This window comes from Diaphorobacter nitroreducens, from assembly GCF_002214645.1.
GTDB lineage: Bacteria > Pseudomonadota > Gammaproteobacteria > Burkholderiales > Burkholderiaceae_C > Diaphorobacter > Diaphorobacter nitroreducens.
Genome location: NZ_CP016278.1, coordinates 2053196 through 2078242, shown reverse-complemented (window position 1 = coordinate 2078242; position 25047 = coordinate 2053196). Strand labels below are relative to the sequence as shown.

The window sequence follows — 25047 nt, the reverse complement described above, 5'->3', positions numbered from 1 at the left end:
ACTTTGAATGTTTCTTTCGATGTTGATTTACATCAAATGAATGATTCTGGAAACTACCAAACTGACGACCCATTGAAGGGCAGGCTCGTTGCATGGGGCGCAGGCTAAGATGCCCTTTTGGTTTTGGACGTCAACAAGAAAGGCTTTCATGAAAAAGACATCTCTCACGATGGCGCTGGCCGCCGCAACCCTGCTGCTCGCCGCCTGTGGCAAAAACGACGCTCCGGCGCCCGCGCCTGCTCCTGCACCCGCTGCGCAAGCACCGGCTCCCGCGCCTACCCCTGCTCCCGCGCCAGCCGCTCAAGCACCTGCCGCCGCCCCCGCGACGGCGGAGAACACCGTCGGTAAGAGCGTGTACGGCAAAACCTGCGCGATGTGCCATGCGGCCGGCGTTGCAGGGGCTCCCAAGCCTGGCGATAAGGCCGATTGGGCGCCGCGTATTGCCCAGGGCAAGGACACGCTCTACAAGCACGCCATCGAAGGCTTCACCGGCAGCAAGGGCATGATGCCCGCGCGCGGCGGCGCGGCTTCGTTGAGCGACGACGAAGTGAAGGCTGCCGTGGATTTCATGGCTGACCAGTCGATGTAAGGACCGGAGGGGCTCGCGATGAATTCAGATCGGTGCATGCCGGCGGTAGGCAACCGGTGGACGCGGCGGCGCTTCGCCCTTGCGCTGCCGTTGCTGGGCGCGCTGGCGTACCTCGACCCGCGCCAGGCTTTGGCTGGCATGGTGGAGGGCGCGCAGCCCCTGGTGCGCGCGAGCCGTACCCTCATGGGCACACGCGTGGACATCGCGGCTGCCGTTGGCAATGGCCGCGATGCCGGCGCTGTGCAGCAGGCGATGCTGCACGCATTCGCGGAAATGGAGCGCCTGGAGGCGCTCATGAGCCGTTACCGGGAGGGCAGCGACGTGGCGCGGCTCGGCGCGGCCGCCGGCCGGCATGCCGTGCACGTGGCCCCGGAAGTGATGCAGGTGCTGCGCACGGCGCGTCGCCTGCACCAAGAAAGTGCTGGCGCCTTCGATCCCACCGTCGGTGCACTGCGGGGCTGGCATTTTGAGCCCGGCCACGAAGCCGCGCCGGCACCTGAGGAGATCGCTCAGGCGCTGCGTTTGGTGAACGCGCGCCACCTCGTGCTGGACGAGCGCGCAGGAACGGCCTACCTTGCGCGGCCGGGCATGGGGTTGGATCTGGGCGGCGTGGCGAAGCTACCTATTTTGCAGGCGGGCTTGCAAGTGCTGGAGCGCGCTGGCGTCACGGATGCGCTGGTCAACGGCGGTGGCGATGTCCTGGTCATGGGCCGGCAGCACGACCGTCCCTGGCGTGTGGGCGTGCGCAATCCCTCCGCTCCGGCGCAGCTGCTGGGCGTACTGGAGCTGCAAGGGCGCGGCGTGGTGGCATCGTCCGGCGACTACGAGCGGGGCTTCCTGCGTGCAGGACGCCGCCTGCACCATGTGCTCAACCCCCGCACGGGTTGGCCTACGGAAGGTGTGTCTGGCGTGGCGCTCATGGCCGAGCGTATCGAAGACGTCAACGGCTGGGGCACGGCGCTGATGGTCCAAGGACCTGCGGCAGCACCTGCATGGCATGCGGGCCACGCACATGTCGAAGCCCTCGTGGCGAGCGCGGATGGCACGCGCTGGAGCTCCCCTGGCATGCTCGCCGCGCTGCGCCCAGTGCCTGCGCGCGCAGCATGAAAACGCTTTCTTCGCGGGCCAGCGGTGCCGCGAAGAAGGCTTTTGGCGATTTGCGGCTCAACTGACGGAACAGCAAGCGCTCCAAGCTATATTGTTGATAGCGTGCCTAGGCACCGGGCATTTGCGCCTGCGGGCATTCCACGTGGTAGCGCTCGCGGTCGGCCAGTGTCGTGCCGAAACGCACTGCGCTCAGACAGCCGCCCCACACGCACCCGGTGTCCAGCCCGAGGACGTCAGCCCGGTCCAGCCAGCCCAACGTGGACCAGTGGCCAAAGGCGATCAGTGTGTTCAGCGTGCGACGTCCGGGTGCGTCAAACCACGGCACCAGCCCTGGAGGCGCCTCGGAGGCGCTTTCGGTGCTCTCGAAATCCATACGGCCCTCGGGTGAGCAAAAGCGCATGCGCGTGAGCGCATTCACGATCACGCGCAGGCGGTCCGTTCCCTGAAGCTCCGGGCTCCACAGGTCGGGAGAATTCCCGTACATCTGCTGCAGAAAACCGGCGAACTCCCGGCTTTGCAGGACGGCTTCGACTTCGCCGGCATATGCCAACGTCTCCTCTGCCGTCCATTGTGGCAACACGCCGGCATGCACCATCAGCAGGTCGCCGCCGCCATGGTGCACACGCCGCGCCAGCGGCTGGTGCCTCAGCCATTCGAGCATCTCGTCCCGATCCGGCGCCAGCAGGATGCCCTGCAGCGTGTCGCGCCGCGACGGTCGGCGCGTGCCGTAGGCGGCAGCGAGCAGGTGCAAATCATGGTTGCCGAGTAGGGGCCGCACGCTGTCTCCGAGGGTGATGCAGCGGCGCAGCACTGCGGCGGAGTCCGGGCCGCGGTTCACCAGATCACCCAGCACGTACAACGTGTCCCGGCTGGGCGAGAAACCAATGGTGGCGAGCAGGCGTTCAAAGGCGTTGTCGCAACCCTGGATGTCGCCCACACAATATAGAGCCATATTCTTAGAACAGAGTCAGGAGAAGCGGCGATTGTGCGCGCCAACTGGGTGGAATCGGTGGTTATTTGAAGGGCTATGCGATGCTGGGAAAGTGCTGCGCAAACCAGAAGCGTTAGTAACTAGTTGAATCAAATCACCATTTTGGTGCAAGCAATGATACGGATGCATTTGTGCACCTGCGCGAGAAAAGGTTCCTTGAGGGTGTCCATGAGAGGTAGTGATCCGGGCTGGGGTTGTTGGTTGCTTTTTTATGCGGCCAATTGCCATGAACTTGTAACGGGATTGGGTTTGGGACTTTATAATCCGCGTGCCCATTAATCCTTAACGCTCCATACCTCCATGACCGTCAGCTACAAAGAACTGTTGAAACAGCGTGAAGCCCTTGAGCAGCAAATCACCGAGGCGCGACGCCGTGAATTGACGGCTGCTATCTCGCAGGTGCGCGAACTGGTGGCGGAATATGGCCTGACGCAGCAGGATGTGTTCCCTGCAGGCCGCACGGGCCGCGTTTCTGCAACCAGTGGAACCAAGGTCGCGCCCAAATACCGCGACCCCGCCACGGGCCAGACCTGGACGGGCCGCGGCAAGGCGCCGAAATGGATTCAAAACGAAGACCGCGAGAAGTTCGTTATTTGAACACCACGTGGCGGCGCGGCTCGGCGCAATTCTCCGGGCCGACCTAACCGCTGTTTTGCGTGTGATTTGAAGAACCCGCTGGGGCGTGGCCTTGGCGGGTTTTGTCGCTTATGAGGGGTGCAGTATTCGTGGCGCGGTGCGCGGCAATATGGTGGGTGCGTCAAAGGACCCGCTGATGTCAGACACTCGGCAAAGTGGCCCACGCACCGATTAACGGATACGGTGCAGGAGCGCTGTACCGGTGCTTTCTGGCCGCGCCGCGACCGCAGAACGCGTATTCATTTAAATCCGATTGCCCCCAGCGTGGGGTAAAGGTATTTCGCGATGCGTTGGCTCTGCAGTGCGGCGCTGCCAAAATGGGCTCTGTCGTTACCCACAGGAGTTCTTGTATGGCAGCCTCCCGCAACCCCGGTCACGCTTTTGCTTCCACGCTCGCTACGTTTGCCACGGCAGCAGGAAAGAGCGGCAAGTTCTACTCGCTGCCTGCGCTGGCGCGCCAGTTTCCGGGGGTGAACCGGCTGCCGGTGTCCCTGCGCATCGTGCTGGAATCCGTACTGCGCAATTGCGATGGCCGCCGCATCACTGCAGAGCATGTGGAGCAGTTGGCTCGCTGGGCGCCCAATGCGCCGCGCAAGGACGAGATTCCGTTCGTGGTGTCGCGCGTCGTGCTGCAGGATTTCACGGGCGTGCCGCTGCTGGCCGATTTGGCCGCGATGCGCAGCGTGGCCCAGCGCCTGGGCCACAACCCCCGCAAGATCGAACCGCTGGTGCCTGTGGACCTGGTAGTGGACCACTCCATCATGGTGGACTACTACGGCACGAAGAAGGCCCTCGACCTGAACATGAAGCTGGAATTCCAGCGCAACCGCGAGCGCTATGAGTTCATGAAGTGGGGCATGCAGGCCTTCAGCACTTTTGGGGTGGTGCCTCCGGGCTTTGGCATCGTGCACCAGGTGAACCTGGAATACCTCGCACGCGGCGTGCACAAGGGCAACGACGGCGTGTACTACCCCGACACGCTGGTGGGCACCGACAGCCACACCACCATGATCAACGGCATTGGCGTCGTGGGCTGGGGCGTGGGCGGCATCGAGGCCGAGGCCGCCATGCTGGGCCAGCCGGTGTATTTCCTCACGCCCGACGTAGTGGGCTTCGAACTCTCGGGTCAACTGCGCGAGGGGGTCACCGCCACCGACCTCGTGCTCACCGTGACCGAGATCCTGCGCCGCGAGAAGGTGGTGGGCAAGTTCGTGGAGTTCTTTGGAGAAGGCACGCGGACCCTGGCGCTGCCCGACCGCGCCACCATCGGCAACATGGCACCGGAATATGGGGCCACCATGGGTTTCTTCCCAGTGGACGAGAAGACCATCGACTACTTCCGCGGCACGGGGCGCACCAAGGCGGAGATCGATGCGTTTGAAGCGTACTTTCGCGCACAGGGCCTGTTCGGTGTGCCGCGCGCGGGGGAGATCGACTACTCGCAGGTGGTGCGTCTGGATCTGGGGGATGTCACCCCCAGCCTGGCCGGCCCCAAGCGCCCGCAGGACCGCATCGAACTGGGCAACGTGTGCCGCCAGTTTGCCGAGCTGTTCAGCAAACCGGTGGCCGAGTCGGGTTTCAACCAGCCCGCTGAGCTGCTGCACACGCGCCACCATATCCACCGGCGCATGGCGCCCGTGACCGAGGGGGCCCCCAGCGAAAAACCCGCACCCGAAGGGGCGCCGCGCTTCCTGGTCGAGATGGAGCAGAACAAGCCTCGCCTGGAGGTGCAGCACGAAGACGCGGCGATCCATTTGCCCGCCAAGGGGGCGGACCCGACCATCGGCAACGGCGACGTGCTGATCGCGGCGATCACCAGCTGTACCAACACCTCCAACCCCAGCGTACTGCTGGCTGCGGGCCTGCTGGCCAAGAAAGCGGTGGAGGCAGGGTTGCGGGTCGCGCCGCACATCAAGACCTCGCTGGCGCCGGGCTCGCGCATCGTGACCGAATACCTCACGCAGACCGGGCTGCTGCCCTATCTGGAAAAGCTGGGCTTTGCCCTGGCGGGCTATGGCTGCACGACCTGCATCGGCAATGCGGGCGATTTGGCGCCCGAGCTCAATGAGGTCATCACCAGCAATGACCTGGTGTGTGCCGCGGTGTTGTCGGGCAACCGCAATTTCGAGGCGCGCATCCACCCCAACCTCAAAGCCAACTTCTTGGCCAGCCCGCCGCTGGTGGTGGCCTATGCGATCGCGGGCACGGTGCTCAAGGACCTCATGACCGAACCGGTCGGCAAGGGCAAGGGCGGGCGCGACGTGTACCTTGGCGACATCTGGCCTACCAGCGACGAGATCCATGCGCTCATGAAGTACGCCATGAACGGCAAGGCCTTCAAGGAGAACTACGCCAAGGTCAAGACCGACCCCGGAGCCCTGTGGAACAAGATCCGCGGGGTGGACGGAGACGTCTATGTATGGCCCGGCAGCACCTACATCGCGGAGCCGCCATTCTTCGCGGATTTTGCTCTCGATTCAGTAGCTGCTAGCGCTGGTAAACAGGGCGCTGCAGGCCAAAAAAACTCTGAATCCGTGATGGGTGCCCGCATCATGGCGCTGTTCGGCGACTCCATCACCACGGACCACATCTCTCCCGCAGGCTCCATCAAGGAAACCTCTCCCGCCGGCCAGTGGCTGCTGCAGCACGGGGTGGCCAAGCCCGACTTCAACAGCTATGGCGCGCGCCGCGGCAACCACGACGTGATGATGCGTGGCACCTTTGCCAATGTGCGCATCAAGAACCTCATGATCCCGCCGCTGGCCGACGGCTCGCGCGAGGAGGGGGGCGTCACCCTCTTCCAGGGCGAGGGGCCGATGCAGGGCCAGAAGATGTTCATCTTCGACGCTGCGATGCACTACATCGCCAACAAGACGCCCACGGTGATCTTCGCGGGGGAGGAATACGGCACCGGCTCCAGCCGCGACTGGGCGGCCAAGGGCACCCAGTTGCTGGGCATCAAGGCGGTGGTGGCGCGCAGCTTCGAGCGCATCCACCGCTCCAACCTCGTGGGCATGGGCGTGCTGCCGCTGCAGCTGCGCGACAACGACTCGTGGCAGAGCCTCGGCCTGCAAGGCGACGAGGTGATCGACGTGATTCCAGACCCCGCGCTCACACCGCAAAGCGAGGCGCGCCTGGTCATCCGCCGTGCGGATGGTTCCTGCCAGGAAGTGGCCGTCACCCTGCGCATCGATACACCCATCGAGGTGGACTATTACCGTGCGGGCGGCATCCTGCCGTATGTACTGCGACAGTTGCTGAGTGCGTGATTCCATCTCTTAGGACGCGATGCTGCGGCCCCAGGCGGTGCGATCTGGTCTGCGCGCCGCGGGCTTGCGCCATGCCTGGTGCGCCGCTGTAGCAGGGTGGCTGCCGGTGGGCGGACAATCGGCCCATGCAGAAACAAGTCTTGATCGCAGGCGGTGGCATTGGAGGATTGGCTGCCGCCCTGGGTAGCTCGCGTGCCGGGTGGGAAGTGCGCCTCTTCGAGCGTGCCGCGGAGTTCACCGAGGTGGGCGCCGGCGTGCAGATCGGCCCGAACGTGGTGCGCCGGCTGCAGGCCTGGGGCCTGCAGGGGGCGCTGCAGGCCGTGGCCGCCTTCCCCGAGCGTCTGCAGGTGCGCAGTGCGCTCACCGGCGCTGAGTTGGCGGCGCTGCGCCTGGGCAACACCGCCATCGAGCGCTACGGCGCCGCCTACGCCACCATCCACCGTGCGGACCTGCACGGCCTGCTGTTCGATGCATTGCGCGAGCGCACCGGTGTGCACCTGAACCTGGGCCATTCCATCGTGCACCATGCGCAAGAGGGTGGCGTGGTCACCGTGCGCGTAGCGCGCCACGGCCCGGGAAGCGACAGCGAGGGCGGTGCGCAAGATCTGCTGATCGAAGGCGATGCGCTCATCGGCGCCGACGGCCTGCGCAGCGGCACGCGCATGCGTTTGCTGGGTGAGACGCCCACGCGAGTCTCCGGTCACCTGGCCTACCGCGCCGTGGTGCGCCAGGACGCGCTGCCCCAGGCGCTGCGCAGCCAGCAGGTGACCGCCTGGCTGGGACCGCGCCTGCACGTGGTGCAGTACCCGCTGCGCCGTGGCGAATTGCTGAACGTGGTGGCCATCCGCCACGGGCAACCGCCGGCCGACCTCGATTCCTGGGACCATGGCGCCAACGCGGCCGATCTGGAGGCCGCGCTGGCCCGCACCTGCACGCCGCTGCAGGACTTGATTCGCGCCGTGCCGCAGGTGGGCAGCGGCTGGCGCCTGTGGCCGCTGCTGGACCGCCCGCCCGTCGCCGGCCCGCAAGAGATGGCGCAGGGCTTGGTGGCTTTGCTAGGCGACGCGGCACACCCCATGCGGCCCTACCTGGCGCAAGGCGCCGGCATGGCCATCGAGGACGCGGCCGAGCTGCAGCGCGCCCTGGCCATGCACGACCTGGAAGTGCCGCTGCGCCTGCGCCGTTACGCGCTCAACCGCTGGCAGCGCAACGCGCGCGTGCAGGAGCGCTCGCGGCGCAACGGGCGCATCTTCCATGCCACGGGCCTCGTGCGCTGGGGGCGCGACACGGCGTTGCGGCTGCTGGGAGAGCGGCTGCTGGACGTGCCCTGGCTCTACCGGGGCGACGGCTCCAGCGCCAGCTCGCTGTGAACGTGCGCTGGGGCAGTTGGCATGTGACGCTATTTAATTGATAGCTACTTGCGCTTATCCTGTAAGCGATAACGGCAGATTTGACTGCTATCTTTCACCCTGTGGCGGATGCGGCAGCAGCCGAAACGCCAGCGCCGCCAGCGCGAGCAGCACGGCGATGCAGGCCATCACTGCCAGGTAAGGGTCCGTCCCCCCGCGCTTGGCAAGGGACGCCACCAGCCCCGTGAGCCACTGCATGGCCGCCACACCCAGGAACATGGCCATGGTGAACACCGCCATGGCCCGCCCGGTGAGCGCCGCCGGGTAGGCCGCGCGCACGTCCGCGTACTGCAGCACGATGAAGCCTGACAGCAGCCCCACGGCCAGCATGCAGGCCACGTCCAGCAGGGCGGAGTGCGGCAGCACCATGGCCGCGAACAGGACCGCCATGGCCAGGGTGCAGGTCACGATCCAGCGGCGGCGCCGGGCGGGGCCGGGGTCGATGCGGCCGAACAGCATCGGCCCGCACAGCGCCACCACCGACAGGGCCAGCGCCACGTTGCCGCTTTGCACCAGCGAGAAACCGTGGCGCTCGATCAGCATGGGCCCCAGCCACAGGCCGCGCAGGGAGATGAGCGCCGCATAGGTCACCGCGCCCAGCACCACGATGCCCCAGGTGTGCGGCACGGTGAACAGCGCGGCGAAGCGCAGCACCGCCTCGCGCACGGACTCGCGCGGGGCCTCCTGCTGCGCCGGCGCGGCGACGGGCTCATGCACGTTGCGCCAGATCCACAGCCAAGCCGCCAGCGCCAGCGCCGCCAGCACCACGAAGCCCGCGCGCCAGGACCACTGCTGCACCAGCCAGGCCAGCGGCGTGCCGGTGAACAGCATGCCCAGCGTACCCAGCGCCATCGCCATGCCCGACATCGCCGCGAAGCGCTGCGGCGCGAAATGCCGTGCAATGAACACCGTGCACACCAGGAAGGCCGGCGCGCAGCCCACGCCGATCAGCGCCTGGCCCAGCAGCAGCGTGCCGTAGCCCGGTGCCAGCGCCGACAGCAGCGCCCCCGCGATACACAGCGGAAACGCCGCCAGGATCGTGCGGCGCACGCCATACAGATCGATGCCGATGCCCATGAAGAGCTGCATGGCGCCAAAGGCGAAATGGAAGGTGCCCGCGAACACTCCCAGCGCTTGCGGCGACAGCCCGAAGTCCGCCTGCAGCGGCGCGGCCATGATGGCGGCCACGGTGCGAAAGGCCGAGCTCAACGCGAAGCCCGAGGTCAGCGCCACCAGCATCAGCAGGGCGGCGCGTGATGCCATGGCGATGGGGGCGGGTGGAAGCGGCGCGGCGGAGGGGGCGTTGGGCATGGGGCCCGAGGCTACACCGGACGCGGCGCGCGTGCAGGCGCCGTGCGCACCGGCCCGCGCTTACATGGCCTTGAACAGCGGCGCATACAGCCGGCTCACCGCCAGCCGCTCAGGCCTGCCCCGCAGCTGCAGATGCATCCGGCCCGCTTCGTCGCGTATGGCGCTGGCGATGGCGGCGGCACGTACCAGCGTGCCCCGGTGCACCTGCCAGAAGTCGGTCGGATCGAGCTGCCCGGCCAGTTCCTTGAGTGGCGTGCGGATCAGGTATTCACGCTCGGCGGTGAGCACACGCACGTACTTGTCGGCCGCCTCGAAGTACACGACCTCCTGCACGGGCACGAGGTGGATCTGCGTGCCGCTGCTGGCCTGGATCATGCGCAGCGGCGCGCCGCCGCCCGCTGGGGGCTGCACCGATCCGCCCAGCCCTGGGGCCTGCGCCAAAGCGCGCAACTGGGTCAGCGCTTGCTCCAGCGCCGGCAGCGCGCCAGGGGCGCCGCGCTGTGCCAGCAGTTGCTGCAGCCGCTGCACCGTCTGGCGCAGCCGCGCGGGCTGCACGGGTTTGAGCAGGTAGTCCACCGCCTGGGCTTCAAAGGCCTGTACGGCGTATTGGTCGTAGGCGGTGACGAAGACCAGCGCGGGAAAGGCTGCGGTATCGGGCCAGGCATCGGCCAGCTCTGCCGCCGCCTCCAGGCCGCTCTGGCCGGGCATGCGGATGTCCAGCAGCAGTACGTCGGGGCGCAGTGCCAGCGCCTCACGCACGGCGCTCAGGCCGTCGCCCACGCTCGCAGCGATCTCCAGCGCGGGCCAGGCCTGCTGCAGCTCGTGGCGCAGGGCCGCGGCCAGCAGCGGCTCATCCTCGGCAATCAGGGCTCGGGGGAACGTCGAGTGCATGGTGCTTCAAGGGAAAAGTGATGATGCAGGCTGTGCCCTGGGCGCTAGCAGCTATCAATTCGAGAGTGCCAGCGTCGCCGTACAGGGTGGCGAGGCGCTCGCGCACCTGCTGCAGGCCAAAGCGCGCGGTGGTCGTGCCCGCGGTGCCCGCGGGTGGTGTGTCGCGCAGGCCCGCGCCGGTGTCACGCACGGCCAGCTGCACGCGCGCCGCCGGGGTGCCGCCCTGCAGCAGCGCGGCCTGTACGTGGATGTGGCCACCCTGCACCTGTGGCTCCAGGCCGTGGCGGATGGCGTTTTCCACCAGCGGCTGCAGCAGCAGGGGCGGGACGGGCACGTTGTGCAAAGCCTCGGGCAGTTCCAGGGTGTAGTCCAGGCGCGGGCCCATGCGCACGGCCATGAGGGCCAGGTAGTCCTGCAGCCGCGCGAACTCGTCGGCCAATGGGTGCAGCGCGGCGCGCGATGCGCCCAGGGTGGCGCGCAGGTAGGCGATGAAGTGGTCCAGCATCTCCTGGGCGCGCGGCGGATCCGTGGCCACCAGCACGCGCAGGTTGGCCAGGGTGTTGAACATCATGTGCGGCTCCAGCTGCGTTTCCAGCAGTTTCAGGCGTGCCTCGGCCGCGTCACGCTGTACCTGGGCCACGCGCGCCTGCAGAAAGCGCGCCTTGCCACGGCTGTGGAAGAAAAACGAGATGGATGCGCTGGCAGCGATGGTGACGACCAGGGTGGACACGGCCTCGTGCCCGCGCAGCCAGGCCAGGTCGCCCAGTGCGCCGCCGTTGTACAGGTGTCCCACCACCGAGCCGGAGACAAAGCCCATGGCCGTGCCCGCAAAGATGAGTACCGCTCCCCATGGCCGCCGCGGCCACGGAATGGCGCTGTGGCGTGTGAGCGCCATGCGCCCCAGGTCCACCGTGAACCAGCTCACCAGGCCGATGGTGAGCGAATACACCAGGTTCGCATCCCAGGGCGTGGATCTCGCCAGTGTGACGCCCAGCGCCACCAGGCAGCAGAACGCCGCCGTGGTCAGCAGCCGGCAGAGGAAGGCGATGGGGTGGTTGACGCTCATGGAACAGGCGGGGTACGAGCCATTGTGCTGCAGGGCCGGCCCGTCATTGCGGTGCCGAGTCGTTGTGGCCGCTGCGCTCGCGTGCCAGCGCCGCCCGCTCGCGTGCGACAAGCGCTTCGCGCCAGTGGGCTCCGGGCAGGGCCAGCCACACGACCGCCCCATGCAGCAGCAGGCCCAGACCCCAACCGAGAGCGGGGTAGGGCGTCCAAGTCCGCCCCTGCATCAGCGCCAGGCCCGCCAGCGCCAGCTGAACGGTGAGGTAGACGCCCGCGTGCAACAGCCAGCCCAGCTTGGCACCCGCGCGCCGCCGGGCCAGGCGGTCGAGGGTATCCGGGTGGTTCGGGGAATGAAGAGAGTGATGCATGGCGCGTCTCCAGACGGGGTACTGCACCCCGTTGCCGTACTGTGCAAGGAGAAGGGGCCCACCAAACAGTGCATTGCGACGAACGGCACCCGCGTGGCGCGGGCGGTTGCCTGGCGGGCGCGAGCGGAGCCGTTCTGGCGTATGGCCCGGCAGGACACAGGGCGTGACACCCGTGTCACGCCGCACGGGGCTGATAATCCGCGCTTTGCTTTTTCGCTGTCAGGACGCTTGCGTGGACACTCTCTTGCTGCTCAAGGCCGCCATCATGGGCGTGGTCGAAGGGCTGACCGAATTCCTCCCCATCTCTTCCACCGGCCACCTGATCCTGGCCGGGGCGCTGCTCGGGTTTGACGATGCCAAGGCCAAGGTCTTCGACATCGCCATCCAGACCGGCGCCATTTTCGCGGTCATTCTGGTCTATTGGCAGCGCATCCGCGCGACGCTGGTGGCGCTGCCCACCGAGCGGCAGGCGCGTCGTTTCGCCTTGAACGTGCTGATCGGCTTTCTTCCGGCCGTGCTGCTGGGTCTGTTGCTGGGCAAGGCCATCAAGGCGCATCTGTTCACGCCGGTGGTGGTGGCTAGCACCTTCATCCTGGGCGGCTTCGTCATCCTCTGGGCCGAGCGGCGCCAGCAGGCCGCCGTGCGCATCCATGCCGTGGACGACATGACGCCGCTGGACGCGCTGAAGGTTGGCCTGGTGCAGTGCCTGGCCATGGTGCCCGGCACCAGCCGCAGCGGTGCCACCATCATCGGCGGCATGCTGCTGGGGCTGTCGCGCAAGGCGGCCACCGACTATTCGTTCTTTCTCGCCATCCCCACGCTGATCGGCGCAGGCGTCTACAGCCTCTACAAGGAGCGCGCGCTGCTGTCGGCGGCCGACATTCCGCTGTTTGCCGTGGGACTGGTGTTTTCGTTCATCAGCGCCTGGCTGTGCGTGCGCTGGCTGCTGCGCTACATCAGCTCGCACAGCTTCGTGCCGTTCGCGTGGTATCGCATCGCGTTTGGCCTGGTGGTGCTGGCCACGGCATGGAGCGGCCTGGTGACCTGGGCCGAATAGCCGCGTCAGGACGACGCCAGCGCCAGGTCGCCCTTGTTGCGGCGCACGCAGAACTTGCCCTGCTGCTTGCCGCTGTACATGGCGGCGTCCGCCAGGCGGATGAGGGTGCAGGCGTCGCAGGCGTCGTCGGGCGCGAGTGCGTAGCCGATCGTCAACCCCACGCGGATCTCGACGTCCTGCACGTAAAACGGCTTCAGGAAGGATTCCAGCAGTGCGATCCCGAGATCGTGCGCCTGCATCACGCTGGGCAGCTGCTGCGCCATGACGACGAATTCGTCCCCGCCCACCCGTGCGATCAAGTCGGCGTGGCGCAACTGGGCGCGCAGCCGCTGCGCCACGGCCACCAGCAGCCGGTCGCCCACGGCGTGCCCATGCTGATCGTTGACGGGTTTGAAGCCGTCCAGGTCCAGCATAAATACGGCCAGCAGCCGGTCGGCTTGTGCGTGGGGCAGCGCGGCGCCCAGGGCTGCGTCCAGGCCGCGCCGGTTGGGCAGGCCGGTGAGGGGGTCGGTGCGGGCCAGCGACATGAGCGCGTCGCGCTCCCGGCTGGCGTCTTGCACTGCGTCACGCAGGCGTGCGTGGCGCAGGCCCAGCATGCGCATGAACAGCAGCATGTTGACCACGGCTGCGATCTGGAAGAGGTGCATGGGCCAGAACCGGGCGGGGAGCACCCCATGCACCAGCAGAGCGAGCGCGACGGCAGTGCCGATATAGGCCGGCCATGCGAGCAGCAGCGTGTGCCCCACGGGGTCGTTCTCGTGCATGCGCCGCGCGGCCACGGGCAGGCTGATCAACGCCGGCAGCGGCCCCAGAAGTGCCAGCGTGGCGAGGGTCGCGGGCGTGTTCAAAACGTTTGACAGGAACGCGGCGCAGAGCAGGATGGACAGCGCGGCTCCTCCCTGCATGGTGCGCAGAAATCGACCGGGCCGGTTGTCGCGCGCCAGCGAGTGCCCCATGAACAGGAAGGCGCCGATCACCGCGATGCAGACGAACAGCGGGCCGGCGTGCTGCTGCATCCAGGGGTGGTGCCCCCAGATGAACAGGGTGCCGATGCCAAAGAAGTGGATGGAAAACCCCGCGCTGCCCAGCACCAGCAGCGCGTAGTAGGCGAACACCTTTTCCCGTAGCGCAACGGCCTGCAGCAGACCGTAGATGAACAGACACAGCGCCAGGCCCACGAACAGGCCCTGCAGCATCTGCTCGCGCAGCATGGGCGCAGCCATGTCTCGCCAGGTGCCGATGCGCAGCGGGACAATCATTCCGCCCAGCGTGCGCACGCGCACCAGCAGCTCGTAAGTGCGTTCGTGCTCCAGCGCCAGAACCACCGCGGGGGTGCGCCAATCCAGCGCGTGGGGGCTGGGCTGCTGCAGGTTGCCCAGGGCGTGATGCTGCAGCACCTCGCCGTCCGCCACCAGATAGACGTCGAGTTCGTTCAGCAGCGGGAAGTCCACATTGATGACCCAGGGCCCTGCGCGCGCCTGGGGGACCAGTGTCGCCTTCAGCCACACGGCATCCGGGCGCACGCCCAGTGAACCGCCGCGCGTCGCAGGTGCCGCGAACTCCGTGGGAGTGGCCAGCATCTCCTGCACCGTGCGTGCCAGCGTGGGGTCAGAGCGCGTGCACAGGTGGGCCCACAGATCTACGGGGCCCGTGCCCGGCTCCAGCACCGTGGCTCTGCAGGCCTGCGCCGGGCCGGGGTGCAGCGCGCCGAGCAGGCACAGCATTCCGCCCAGCACCGCGCGCAGCCGCGCGCCGCCAGGCAAGATTCCGCACCAGAGCAACAGCAAGAGCCGCATCGCACCCTCCGCAGGAGGTTCAAATGTATCACCGCGTAACGACTGCGGTGTGAGCGGATAGAGGGCGAGTCGCCGCGGGCTGCCGCGGGCTGCCGCGGGCTGCGCGTGTCAGGAATCCGCGATGTGGGCCAGGTTCAGCAGCGCGGCCTCGATCGCCGCGGCCGTGGCGCGGGGCTGCTCCATGGGAAAGAGGTGACTGCCGTCCAGCATCGTCACGCGGCCCTGGGTGATGCGCTGGGTCATCGCCATGCCCACCTGGCGCATCTCGGCGGAATCGCGCCCGCCGATGAAGGCGGCCGGGCAGCGCAGCGGATGCGCGTGCAGCAGCCGGGCCAGGTTGTGGGGCAGGGTGTTGTAGATCTGGGTTTCCACCGCGCGGTCAAAGGCCAGCACGCGCTTGCCGTCCTGGTCCTGCAGGCCGTGTGTCACGTAGTCCCGCAGCACGCGCGGGTCCCAGTGGGCGAAGGCCTTCTTGCGGCGAAAGTGCTCCAGCGCCTCCTCGTTGCTGGACCAGCTGTTGCGCCGCGCGCGGCTCACGCGCCCGGGCGAGACGGCGCCCACCACCTGCGTCTGCTTGGCGACCCCCAGGGCACTGGCGCGCCAGCCGCCGATGAGGGGCGAGTCAATCAGCACCACGCCCCGTGCCAGCTCGGGGTGGCGCGCTGCGGCCATCACGCTCAGGAAGCCCCCGAGCGAATGGCCCACCAGAAAGGCCTGTTCGCCGCTGCGCTGCTGTTGCTCGGCGGCAAAGTCCGCCAGGTGCTGCACCAGGTGGGGCCAGTTGTTGCTGACGGGGTATTTCTCGTCATGGCCATAGCGTTCGATGGCGCTGACGCGAAAGCCGCGCTCGCGCAGTTCATCGAACAGCACGCGGTAGGTGCCGGCGGGAAAGCTGTTGGCGTGGGAGAAAACGATGCAGGCCATGGAACGGTTCACACGAGCTTGTCGCGCGGTGTGGTGATCTTCTTGATCGGCCGGCTGCGCAGGGGCTCCACGCGGATGGGCACTTCGGTCACGCCGCCGTTCCATGCCGGGTCCTCGATGCTGTCGAACACCTGGCGCAGCTTCTCGCCCCAGCTGTCGTGCAGCATGCGGAAGTAGGGGTTGTGCTCGTCGATGCACACGATCTTGTCGGTGGCGAGGCGCCCCTCCTCGTACACCACGAGGTCCAGCGGCAGGCCGACCGAGAGGTTGGACTTGAGCGTGCTGTCCATGGACACCAGCGCGCACTTGGCCGCCTCGCTCAGCGGCGTGTGGGGCGTGATCACGCGGTCCAGCACGGGCTTGCCGTACTTGGACTCGCCCACCTGGAAGTACGGCGTCTCGGCCGTGGCCTCGATGAAGTTGCCTGCCGAATACACCTGGAACAGGCGCATGCCCTCGCCCTTGATTTGGCCGCCCAGCAGCAGGGAGACGTTGAAGTCCACCCCCGCGCGCTGCAGTGCGGCGCCGTCGCGCTCGTACACGCGACGCACCGCCGCGCCCAGCACGCGCGCCACGTCGAACATGCTGGTGGCGTTCCACAGCGTGATGGGCGTGCTGTCGCCGGGCTCCTGGATCTGCTCGACCTGCAGGATTTCGCGCACCGACTGCGAGATGCTCAGGTTGCCGGCCGACAGCAGCACCATGAAGCGGTCACCAGCCTGCTCGTAGACCATCATCTTGCGAAAGGAACTGATCTGGTCCAGCCCGGCGTTGGTGCGCGAGTCGGACAGGAACACCAGGCCGGCGTTGAGCTTGATGGCGACGCAGTACGTCATGGGATGGGCAGTGAAGGCGAAGAGGGCGAGTGTAGGGCGCTTTGCCGGGCGGCCGTGTCGCGGCTGCGGCGCTGCGGCGGGCGCAGGGCGGGCATGCTCATGAGGTTTTGTTTGCTACCATAAACATAGCTGCTAGCGCTTTACTGGCAAGCGCTAGAGCCTTATTTTATTCAAACCCGGGCGTGCTCAGCCGCTTGAGCTGGTAGAGCGCGTCCAGCGCCTCGCGGGGCGACAGCTGGTCCGGGTGGATCTGCGCCAGGGCGGACTCCACGGGGCTCACGGTCGCCACCTCGGGCGCGGGCGGCGGAGCGAACAGGTCCACCTGCAGCTCATCCTCGCCCGCGCGCTCTTCCAGCGCGGCGAGCGTGTGGCGCGCGTGGTGCAGCACGGCGGCGGGCACCCCCGCCAGCTTCGCCACCTGGATGCCGTAGCTGCGGCTGGCGGGGCCGGGCTGGATCTCGTGCAGGAAGACGATGTCGTGGCCGGACTCGGTGGCGCCCACGTGCACGTTCACCGCGTGCGGGTGGCGCGCCGCCAGTTCGGTCAGCTCGAAGTAATGCGTGGCGAACAGCGTGAATGCGCGGGTCTTGTCATGCAGATGGGTGGCGATGCCGCTGGCCAGCGCCAACCCGTCGAAGGTGCTGGTGCCGCGGCCGATCTCGTCCATCAGCACCAGGCTGTGCGGCGTGGCGGCGTGCAGGATCTGCGCCGCCTCGGTCATCTCCAGCATGAAGGTGGACTGGGCATTGGCCAGGTCGTCGGCCGCGCCGATGCGGGTGTGGATCGCGTCGATGGGACCCAGCCGGCAGGCCGCGGCCGGCACGTGGCTGCCCATGCTCGCCAGCAGCACGATCAGGGCGACCTGCCGCATGTAGGTGGACTTACCGCCCATGTTGGGGCCGGTGATGATCTGCATGCGCGCGTTGGCGTGCAGGCGCGTGTGGTTGGGGATGAAGGCGCCGCTCGATGTTTCGGCCAGCCGGGCCTCCACCACGGGGTGGCGGCCTGCCTCGATGTCGATGCAGGGCTCGTTGACGAATTGCGGTGCGCACCAGTTGAGCGTGAGCGAGCGCTCGGCCAGCGTGCACAGCACGTCCAGCGTGGCCAGCGCCTGCGCCAGCCGCGTGAGCTGGGGCACATGCGGCTGCAGCTGGTCCAGCACCTGCTCGTACAGCCACTTCTCGCGCGCCAGGCCGCGTTCCTGCGCCGACAGTGCCTTGTCCTCGAACGTCTTCAGCTCGGGCGTGATGAAGCGTTCCGCGTTCTTCAGTGTCTGGCGGCGGCGGTAGTCTTCGGGCACCTTGTCCGCGTGGCTGCTGGTGACCTCGATGTAGAAGCCATGCACCTTGTTGAACTGCACACGCAGGTTGGGGATGCCGGTGCGTGCCTTCTCGCGCGTCTCCAGATCGAGCAGGAAGTCGTCGCAGTTGTTCTGGATGCCGCGCAGCTCGTCCAGCTCGGCATCGAAGCCCGGCGCGATCACGCCGCCGTCGCGCACCAGCGCGGCGGGTTCCTCCAGGATGGCGGCACGCAGCAGTGCCGCGCAGTCGACGGGGGGCTGCAGGTGGCTGAAGATTTGGGCCAAAAACGGCTCTGGCGCTTGACTGTTAAGCGCGAGAAGCTCTGCTTTTTGTAGCGTCTTGCACAGCGCCACCAGCTCGCGCGGGCGCACCTGCCGCAGCGCGATGCGCGCGGTGATGCGCTCCACGTCGCTCACGCCGCGCAGTTCGCTGCGCAGGAGCTGCCACGGGCCCTGGCCGCTGCCGGCGCCGCGCAGCGCGGCCGTAGCCGCCAGGCGCTGGCGCGCGTCGCTGCGGTCGCGGCGCGGCTCCAGCAGCCAGGTCTTGAGCAGGCGGCTGCCCATGCCGGTCATGCAGGTGTCCAGCAGCGAGAACAGCGTGGGCGCGTCCTCGCCGCGCAGGGTCTTCACCAGTTCCAGGTTGCGCCGCGTGGCCAGCGGCAGGTGGATCAGTTCGTCGCTTTGCTGTACGCGCACGCCGTGCACATGGGTGAGTGCGCGGCCCTGCGTGTGCTCGGCGTACTGCAGCAGCGCGGCGGCGGCGGCGTGGGCGTGGGGCAGGCCCTCGGCATTCCAGGCCTGCAGGCTGGCCGCGCCGAGCTGCTCCAGCAGCTTGCGCTCGCCCAGGGCACCATCGAACTGCCAGTCGGGCCGCAGGCTCATGGGGCAGGTGAACACGCCGCCCTGGCGCAACTGGGTCAGTTGTTCTTCAAAGCGCTGGGTGATGCCCGCGCTGTAGATCACCTCGCTGGGGGCGATGCGTGCGAGCCAGGTGCCCACGTCGGCCTGTGCACATTCGGCCAGCTGCACCACACCCTGGGTGACGGAGAGCCACGCCAGGCCGCAGCGCGCACGCGCGCCCTGGTGCACGGCCAGCAGCATGGACTCGCTCTTGTCGGACAACAGTTCGCTATCGGTGAGCGTGCCGGGGGTGACCACACGCACCACCTTGCGCTCCACGGGGCCCTTGGCGGCGCCCACTTCGCCCACCTGCTCGGCAATGGCGACCGACTCGCCCATCTTGATGAGGCGGCCCAGGTAGTTCTCCAGCGCATGAAAGGGCACGCCCGCCATGGTCACCGGCTGGCCGGCCGACTGGCCGCGTTGGGTGAGTGTGATGTCCAGCAGGCGAGCGGCCTTCTCGGCATCGGCGTAGAAAAGCTCGTAGAAGTCGCCCATGCGGTACAGCAGCAGCGTGTCGGGGTGCTGCGCCTTCAGGGCCAGGTACTGCGCCATCATCGGCGTGTGGTTCGAGAAGTCGGCCTCGTCGGGGCGCGGGGTGGGCGCGGGTTTCCCGGTCATCTGCGTGCGTGTTCCTTGGGTGCGAACGAAAGTGGCAAGGCGCGCGACGCGCCAGGATTGGTGCGGGCCCTAGGCCGGCTGCGGGCCGGGGCGGCCGTCTTCCACCACGAATCGGGCCAGAGTGTACGCGGCGCTGCCGGCATCCAGCGGGTCGCGCAGGGCGTGCAGCGTGGTGGTCCAGCGCGTGGGCGTGATGTCGCACAGGCCGTAGCCGCGCTCCTCGCAGCGTGCCAGCAGTACATGGGGGTTGTGGCGCGTGATGGAATCCACCTTCTCCTGCGTGGTGCCGGCGCGCGAGGAGATCGAGGTGCCGCAGAACTCGCTGGCCAGGACGCGCGGCGCACCGTGGGCATGCGGCCCGTGTGGCGCCATCACGTTGCAAACATAGTTCTGGTGGATGTCGCCGCCCAGCAGCACCGTGTTGCGCGGCGGGTGCTGCGCCAGCGCCTGCAGCAGGCGGTCGCGTGCGGCGGGGTAGCCGTCCCAGCTGTCGGTGGACTGTAGGCCCGAGGGATAGCGGCGTGGCGAGAACAGGGTCTGCTGCGCCAGTACGCTCCAGCGCGTAGCTTGGTTGCGCGCATCGGCTGCCAAGCCCGCGTGCAGCCACTGCTCCTGTTCCCAGCCGAGGAAGCTGCGGTGGCCGTCCAGGATTTCGGGGCAGGCGTCGGGCCGCACCGCGCCGGTCGCGCCCTTGCCCGGCGTGCGGCAGGCCTGCAGGTCGCGGTACTGGCGTGTGTCCAGCATGTGCAGCCGCGCCAGGCGCCCCCAGAGCAGGCGGCGGTGGATCTGCAACTGATGGAAGCCGGAGCCGGCCAGCGTGGATACACGCAGCGGCATGTGTTCATAGAAGGCCTGCCACGCGGCGCTGCGCAGCGGCAGCCATTCGGCGCGCTCGCCCCGGCCCTGGCCAGCGGCGTAATCGTTCTGTACCTCGTGGTCGTCCCAGGTCACCGCCCACGGGGCGCAGGCGTGCGCAGCCTGCAGCGCGGGGTCGCTCTTGTGCAGGGCGTAGCGGTCACGGTAGTCCTGCAGGTTGCGAGGCAGGCGTAGCGGGTGCACGCGGGCCAGGCCCGTGGCGTCCTGCGGGCTGGGATATTCGTAGATGTAGTCGCCCAGGAACAGCACCAGGTCGGGCTGGTCCGCGCAGGCATGCCGCCAGGCCGCGTAATGGCCATGCTCCCACCGCTGGCAGGACGCGAACACCAGCCGCAGGCGCCCGGGCAGCGCATCCGGTGCGGGTGCGGTGCGGGTGCGGCCGACGGGGCTGGTGGCGTCACCCAGCATGAAGCGGTAGTGGTACCAGCGGTCGGGGCGCAGGCCGGCCACCTCCACATGCACGCTGTGGCCCAGTTCAGGCAGCGCCATCGCCGTGCCTTGCTGCACGATGTGGCGAAACTGCGCGTCGTCGGCCAGTTCCCAGCGTACGGTCAGGGGGCCGGCCCAGGGGGCGTGGGCGCCGGCCAGGTCCGCGGGCGGAAGCACGCGGGTCCAGAGGACCACGCCGTCGTGCGCTGGGTCGCCACTGGCCACACCCAGGCCAAAGGGGTCGTGCCGCACGGCGGCCTGGGCCCAGGCCCAGCGGGGCAACTGCGTGGCCATGCCGGCCCAGGCGGCCTGACGCAGCAGTGTGCGGCGCGAGATGTCAAGCGAAGGCGGGTGCACGGGACATCGCACAAGGGGTCCAGGCGTCAGGCAGCAACCACGCGGTTTTTGCCGGTGCGCTTGGCCAGGTACATGCCCTGGTCGGCGCGGCGGATTGCGTCGGCGCTGCCTTGTTCGCCCTCCACCTGGGCCACACCGGCGCTGAAGGTGATGAGCACCCGCTCCTGGTCTTTGAGGAAGTAGCGCGTGGTCAGCTCGCGTTGCAGGCGCTCCATGGCCTTCACGCCTTCCGCCAGTTCGGTGTCGGGCAGGATGATGACGAATTCCTCGCCGCCATAGCGCGCCAGCTGGTCCTGCGGCCGCATCACCTCGCGGGTGACCTGCGCCAGATGCACCAGGGCCGCGTCGCCGGCGGTGTGGCCCAGGCGGTCGTTGATGGACTTGAAGTTGTCCACATCCAGCAGCGCCACGCACAGCGGCGCGTCCTGGCGGCGCGCACGCGCGATCTCGCGCTCCATGGCCTCGGCAAAGCCTTTGCGGTTGAGCGAGCCCGTCAACGGGTCGTGGCGCGCCTGGGCGCTCGCGCGGTCCAGCTCCTGGCGCAGGTGGTCGATTTCGGCGTGCTTGGCCTCGGTGCGCTCGCGCAGTTCCTGCAGTTCGCCGCGCGTCACCCGGCTGCTCAGCGCCATGGCGCGCGTGGCGGCCATGACTTCTTCCAGCAGCGGCATGATGTCCTGCAGTTGCGTGGCCTGGCTGATGCGCTCGGCGCAATCCTCCATCTTGGTGTTGTAGGCGCTGCTGGATTCATCCATCTGCGCCAGGCGCTCGATGAATGTGGCCAGCAGTTCGCGCATCTGCATCTGGGCGTGAACGGTGCGTTCCTTGGCCTCAGTCTGCTTGAAGATGACGTCCTTGAGGCGTCGCTGCACGTCGTCCAGCCGGCGCAGCGTGAGCGGCGGGGTGGAGGCCGCAAGCAGCGCCTCGGCCTGGCCGTGCAGCCACTCGTCGTCCATGCTCAGGGCGGCAATGTTCTCGAACACCAGGCGCAGCAGGCTGAGCAAGCTCAGCCGGATGGCGGCCTGGTCTTCCGCCGCGAAAGACAGGCGGTAGCTGAAGTTGCCGAGCATCAGCTCGGCGGTGGAGACGGGTGGGTCGGGCTCGCGCAGGAAGGTGCTCAATTGCGCAGCCAGCTCATGCACGCGGGCATCGTCCTCGCCCAGCGCCGGCAGGGTGTTGTCCACCAGCCGCGCCAGATTCTGCGCCAGTGTCAGCGGCAGGTGGTCAATCCGGGTGCTCGCGGGCTCGGGCGCAGCCACGGGCGAGAGTCCCAGGTTGGCGTATCCCACCAACACGTTTTGCAAAACGCCCCAGTCCTGCTGGGTGATGGCGGTTTCCAACAGGCCCAGCAACCGCTTTTGCGCCGGGGTCTGGCCGGGGATCACCCGCGAGATCTGCCGCAGCTGGGCGCTGGGAAACGCCGGCGCGCTGGTGGTGCCGGCCACTTCGTCATAGAGGGCCTGGTAGTGGTCGGGCGTGGGAGGAAGCCGGCGCGTGGCGAGTAGCTTGAGCGTCTCGCGGGCAATTTCAGAAGGGGATTTGGCGGAGGCCATCTGCAGGGACGCAGGAAGATGCAAACAGCCAAAAGTGTGACAGAGTGCAGCCCGCTTGGATAGCAGGCCGGGTCAAGCCATGTGTAAATCGTGTCAGTTGACCAGAACCAGTTTCCCGATCACCGCACGTGCGCCCATGTGGGCAAACGCGGCGGGTAGCTGTGACATGGGCATGGTTCGGTCGATGGCGGGCCTGATCTTGCCCTGCGCATACCACTGGAGCAGGGTGCCCATCATCGAAGCATTGGCCTGGGGCTCGCGCTTGGCGAATTCGCCCCAGAACACGCCGACGACAGAAGCACCCTTGAGCAGTGGCAGATTCAACGGCAACGAAGGGATGGGGCCCGATGCGAAGCCGACCACCAGATAGCGGCCTCGCCAGGCGATGGAGCGAAATGCGGGCTCTGCCAGTGCGCCGCCCACCGGGTCGTAGATGACGTCCGGTCCCCGCCCGTCGGTCAGTGACTTGGCGGCGTCGCGCAGGTCCTCCACGCTGTAATTGATCACGGCATCGGCGCCCAGCTTCAGGCACACGTCGCATTTTTCGTCCGTGGAGGCGGCGGCGATCACGCGCGCTCCCTTGGCCTTGGCGATCTGAATCGCGGCAGTGCCCACGCCGCCGGCCGCGCCCAGCACCAGCACGGTTTCGCCAGGCTGGAGCTGGCCCCGGTCCAGCAGGGCGTGGTAGGAGGTTGCATAGGTCATGATGAATGCCGCCGCATCCACATGGCCAAAGCCGTCCGGCAGGGGGATACAGCGTGCGGCCGGGGCGATGGTATGCGTGGCGAAACCACCCGTGCCGCTGAGGCAGGCCACGTTTTGACCCACCTGCAGATGGGTGACGCCGTCGCCCACGGCCTGCACGACGCCCGCGAACTCCGAGCCGGGCACGAAAGGCAGGGGTGGCTTGATCTGGTACTTGTTCTGCACTATCAGCAGGTCGGGAAAATTCAGGCTTGCCGCGCGGATCTCGACGAGGACCTCGCCCGCCTTGGGAGCCGGGTCGGGCAGTTCTGTCCAGGCCAGGGCCTCGACGCCGATGGGGTTGGTGCAGAGCCAGGCGTGCATGAATGTCTCCTTGGTCGCTACGAATCTGTTGGGCGGGCATCATAGGGGCCGTCCCTGAGGCTGGGTTGTCCCTTGCGTGACCAGCGACAGCGTGTGTGTGCGCTCCTACAATGCCAGCCGTTCCGCCTTCCAGACCATGAAAATCCTCATCTCCAACGACGACGGCTACCAGGCGCCTGGCATCGTGGCGCTGCATGACGCCCTTAAGACCATTGCTGATGTGGAAGTGGTGGCTCCCGAACACAACAATAGCGCGAAGTCGAACGCCCTGACGCTGCATTCGCCGTTGTATGTGCAAACCGCGCACAACGGCTTTCGCTATGTCAATGGCACGCCTGCCGATTGTGTGCACATTGCGCTGACGGGCCTGCTGGGTTACCGGCCTGATCTGGTGGTCTCCGGCATCAACAACGGTGCCAACATGGGCGACGACACAATTTATTCCGGCACGGTGGGTGCTGCGATGGAAGGCTATCTTTTTGGGATCCCGTCCATCGCCTTTTCGCAGGTGGACAAGGGGTGGGGCGAGATCGAGTCGGCTGCGCGCAAGGCGCGCGAGATCGTTCAGCAGATGGATCGCCAAAACCTGGTCGGCGAAGCCCCCTGGCTGTTGAATGTCAACATTCCCAATATGCCGTATGACGCATTGCGGCCCTTGCGCATGTGCCGCCTGGGCCGACGCCATGCGGCAGAGCGTGTCATTGAGCAGCAGAGCCCGCGTGGGGAGCTGATGTACTGGATCGGTGGCGCTGGCGCCGCCAAGGACGCGGCGGAGGGCACCGATTTTCATGCCACGGCCCACGGCCATGTATCCGTCACGCCATTGAAGGTGGACCTGACCGATTACGACGGACTGGGGTATTGGGCGCAGACTCTGGCCCGTCTCGTACCAGCGCAGGCGTCCGGCGAGGTGGCTTGATGCAGCGGCGGCCAGGTTTTCCTGCGCGGATCGACTGGCGCCAACCCGGTGCACCCACTGCGGCGCCACCGGTAGGCGCGCGCCGCGAGGTGCAGCCGCCCACGCCGCACGGCGTGGGGCTGGACTCCGCTGCCGTGCGTGCACGCATGGTGCAGCGACTCGCAGCCTCGGGCATCTCGGCGGGGGCGGTTCTTCAGGCCATGGGAATGATTGAGCGGCATCGTTTTGTCGACACCGCCTTGGCCAACCAAGCCTATGAGGACACCAGTCTGCCCATCGGACTGGGTCAGACCATTTCCAAACCCAGCGTGGTAGCACGCATGATCGAATTGTTGCTGGGGGCCGAGTGCGCGCGCGGAAATGGAATGGGCCGGGTGCTGGAGATCGGCACGGGCTGCGGCTATCAGGCAGCGGTGCTGTCGCGTGTCTCGCGCGAGGTGTATACCGTTGAACGCTTGCGCGCGTTGCATGAAAAGGCGCGAGACCACTTGCGCCCGCTGCGCCTGGCAAATGTGCACCTGATCCTGGGCGATGGAATGCTGGGTTACCCCAGCGGCGCGCCCTATGCGGGCATCATTGCCGCGGCGGGGGGAGATAGCCTTCCCGCCGCGTGGTGCGAGCAACTTGCCGTGGGTGGCCGGCTGGTCGCCCCACTGGCGGGCACCGACGGCCAGCAGATGCTGCTGGTCGTTGATAAAACTGCGCAAGGCTTGAAGCAGGGCATTCTGGAAGCCGTGCATTTCGTCCCCCTAAAATCGGGGATCGCCTGAAGGATTTGCTT

20 protein-coding genes are annotated in these 25047 nt (G+C 67.5%); 8 read left to right on the top strand and 12 right to left on the bottom strand.

Translation table 11 applies throughout. The features are described 5' to 3' along the window. The first annotated feature begins 148 nt into the window (after nt 1-148). Together BA022_RS09725 and BA022_RS09720 are read left to right on the top strand one after the other, a co-directional pair. On the top strand, nt 149-589 hold the full coding sequence (locus BA022_RS09725; RefSeq protein WP_041835930.1) for a c-type cytochrome: 441 nt from the start codon (nt 149-151) through the stop codon (nt 587-589). 18 nt (nt 590-607) lie between these two features. Then, nucleotides 608-1696 carry an FAD:protein FMN transferase gene (locus tag BA022_RS09720; protein WP_088887383.1) on the top strand — a complete coding sequence of 363 codons (1089 nt, stop codon included), beginning with the start codon at nt 608-610 and terminating at the stop codon, nt 1694-1696. Between the two features lie 106 nt (nt 1697-1802). On the opposite strand, the gene BA022_RS09715 is transcribed toward BA022_RS09720, so the two are convergent. Beyond that, nucleotides 1803-2648, bottom strand: coding sequence for a symmetrical bis(5'-nucleosyl)-tetraphosphatase (locus BA022_RS09715; RefSeq protein WP_088887382.1), 846 nt, complete (start codon nt 2646-2648; stop codon nt 1803-1805). Between the two features lie 339 nt (nt 2649-2987). Between BA022_RS09715 and BA022_RS09710 the strand changes: the two genes are divergently transcribed. The 3 genes from BA022_RS09710 (at nt 2988) to BA022_RS09700 (ending at nt 7962) form a co-directional block, all read left to right on the top strand. Next, a complete protein-coding gene (locus tag BA022_RS09710; RefSeq protein WP_088887381.1) occupies nt 2988-3284 on the top strand; it encodes an H-NS histone family protein in 297 nt (98 codons plus the stop codon). 389 nt (nt 3285-3673) lie between these two features. Then, nucleotides 3674-6592 carry an aconitate hydratase gene (locus tag BA022_RS09705; RefSeq protein WP_088887380.1) on the top strand — a complete coding sequence of 973 codons (2919 nt, stop codon included), beginning with the start codon at nt 3674-3676 and terminating at the stop codon, nt 6590-6592. 125 nt (nt 6593-6717) lie between these two features. Then, nucleotides 6718-7962, top strand: coding sequence for an FAD-dependent monooxygenase (locus BA022_RS09700; RefSeq protein WP_088887379.1), 1245 nt, complete (start codon nt 6718-6720; stop codon nt 7960-7962). Nucleotides 7963-8049: 87 nt separating this feature from the next. On the opposite strand, the gene BA022_RS09695 is transcribed toward BA022_RS09700, so the two are convergent. The 4 genes from BA022_RS09695 to BA022_RS09680 are packed head-to-tail and all read right to left on the bottom strand — an operon-like array spanning nt 8050 to nt 11633. Continuing rightward, nucleotides 8050-9312: an MFS transporter gene (locus BA022_RS09695; protein WP_088887378.1), complete on the bottom strand. Its 1263-nt coding sequence runs from the start codon at nt 9310-9312 to the stop codon at nt 8050-8052. Nucleotides 9313-9372: 60 nt separating this feature from the next. Then, nucleotides 9373-10203, bottom strand: coding sequence for a LytR/AlgR family response regulator transcription factor (locus tag BA022_RS09690; protein ID WP_088887377.1), 831 nt, complete (start codon nt 10201-10203; stop codon nt 9373-9375). Beyond that, nucleotides 10163-11269 carry a sensor histidine kinase gene (locus BA022_RS09685; protein WP_088887376.1) on the bottom strand — a complete coding sequence of 369 codons (1107 nt, stop codon included), beginning with the start codon at nt 11267-11269 and terminating at the stop codon, nt 10163-10165. The genes BA022_RS09690 and BA022_RS09685 overlap by 41 nt, the downstream gene beginning before the upstream one ends. A 43-nt stretch (nt 11270-11312) precedes the next feature. Next, nucleotides 11313-11633 carry a 2TM domain-containing protein gene (locus BA022_RS09680; RefSeq protein ID WP_015912771.1) on the bottom strand — a complete coding sequence of 107 codons (321 nt, stop codon included), beginning with the start codon at nt 11631-11633 and terminating at the stop codon, nt 11313-11315. A 232-nt stretch (nt 11634-11865) separates the two neighbouring features. On the opposite strand from BA022_RS09680, the gene BA022_RS09675 reads away from it, so the two are divergent. Continuing rightward, nucleotides 11866-12690 carry an undecaprenyl-diphosphate phosphatase gene (locus tag BA022_RS09675; protein ID WP_088887375.1) on the top strand — a complete coding sequence of 275 codons (825 nt, stop codon included), beginning with the start codon at nt 11866-11868 and terminating at the stop codon, nt 12688-12690. Between the two features lie 5 nt (nt 12691-12695). Here the strand turns inward: BA022_RS09675 and BA022_RS19575 are convergent, their stop codons facing one another. The 7 genes from BA022_RS19575 to BA022_RS09640 all read right to left on the bottom strand — a co-directional run bounded on the left by BA022_RS19575 (nt 12696) and on the right by BA022_RS09640 (nt 23347). Then, entirely contained in the window at nt 12696-14486 is a 1791-nt protein-coding gene (locus BA022_RS19575) for a diguanylate cyclase (RefSeq protein WP_088887374.1), read from the bottom strand. Nucleotides 14487-14594: 108 nt separating this feature from the next. Next, nucleotides 14595-15410, bottom strand: a complete 816-nt coding sequence (locus tag BA022_RS09665; protein ID WP_088888586.1) for an alpha/beta fold hydrolase — start codon at nt 15408-15410, stop codon at nt 14595-14597. An 8-nt stretch (nt 15411-15418) separates the two neighbouring features. Then, nucleotides 15419-16246 carry a proteasome-type protease gene (locus BA022_RS09660; protein WP_015912775.1) on the bottom strand — a complete coding sequence of 276 codons (828 nt, stop codon included), beginning with the start codon at nt 16244-16246 and terminating at the stop codon, nt 15419-15421. Between the two features lie 166 nt (nt 16247-16412). Continuing rightward, nucleotides 16413-19067, bottom strand: coding sequence for a DNA mismatch repair protein MutS (mutS, locus tag BA022_RS09655; RefSeq protein WP_088887373.1), 2655 nt, complete (start codon nt 19065-19067; stop codon nt 16413-16415). A 69-nt stretch (nt 19068-19136) separates the two neighbouring features. Next, nucleotides 19137-20741: an alkaline phosphatase D family protein gene (locus tag BA022_RS09650; protein WP_088887372.1), complete on the bottom strand. Its 1605-nt coding sequence runs from the start codon at nt 20739-20741 to the stop codon at nt 19137-19139. Nucleotides 20742-20755: 14 nt separating this feature from the next. After that, a complete protein-coding gene (locus tag BA022_RS09645; RefSeq protein ID WP_015912778.1) occupies nt 20756-22279 on the bottom strand; it encodes a GGDEF domain-containing protein in 1524 nt (507 codons plus the stop codon). A gap of 93 nt (nt 22280-22372) precedes the next feature. Then, nucleotides 22373-23347, bottom strand: a complete 975-nt coding sequence (locus BA022_RS09640; protein WP_088887371.1) for an NADPH:quinone oxidoreductase family protein — start codon at nt 23345-23347, stop codon at nt 22373-22375. Nucleotides 23348-23483: 136 nt separating this feature from the next. Between BA022_RS09640 and surE the strand changes: the two genes are divergently transcribed. Together surE and BA022_RS09630 are read left to right on the top strand one after the other, a co-directional pair. Beyond that, nucleotides 23484-24266: a 5'/3'-nucleotidase SurE gene (gene surE, locus BA022_RS09635; RefSeq protein WP_047350873.1), complete on the top strand. Its 783-nt coding sequence runs from the start codon at nt 23484-23486 to the stop codon at nt 24264-24266. Then, nucleotides 24266-25036 carry a protein-L-isoaspartate(D-aspartate) O-methyltransferase gene (locus tag BA022_RS09630; protein ID WP_088887370.1) on the top strand — a complete coding sequence of 257 codons (771 nt, stop codon included), beginning with the start codon at nt 24266-24268 and terminating at the stop codon, nt 25034-25036. The genes surE and BA022_RS09630 overlap by 1 nt, the downstream gene beginning before the upstream one ends. The last annotated feature ends 11 nt before the right edge of the window (nt 25037-25047 follow it).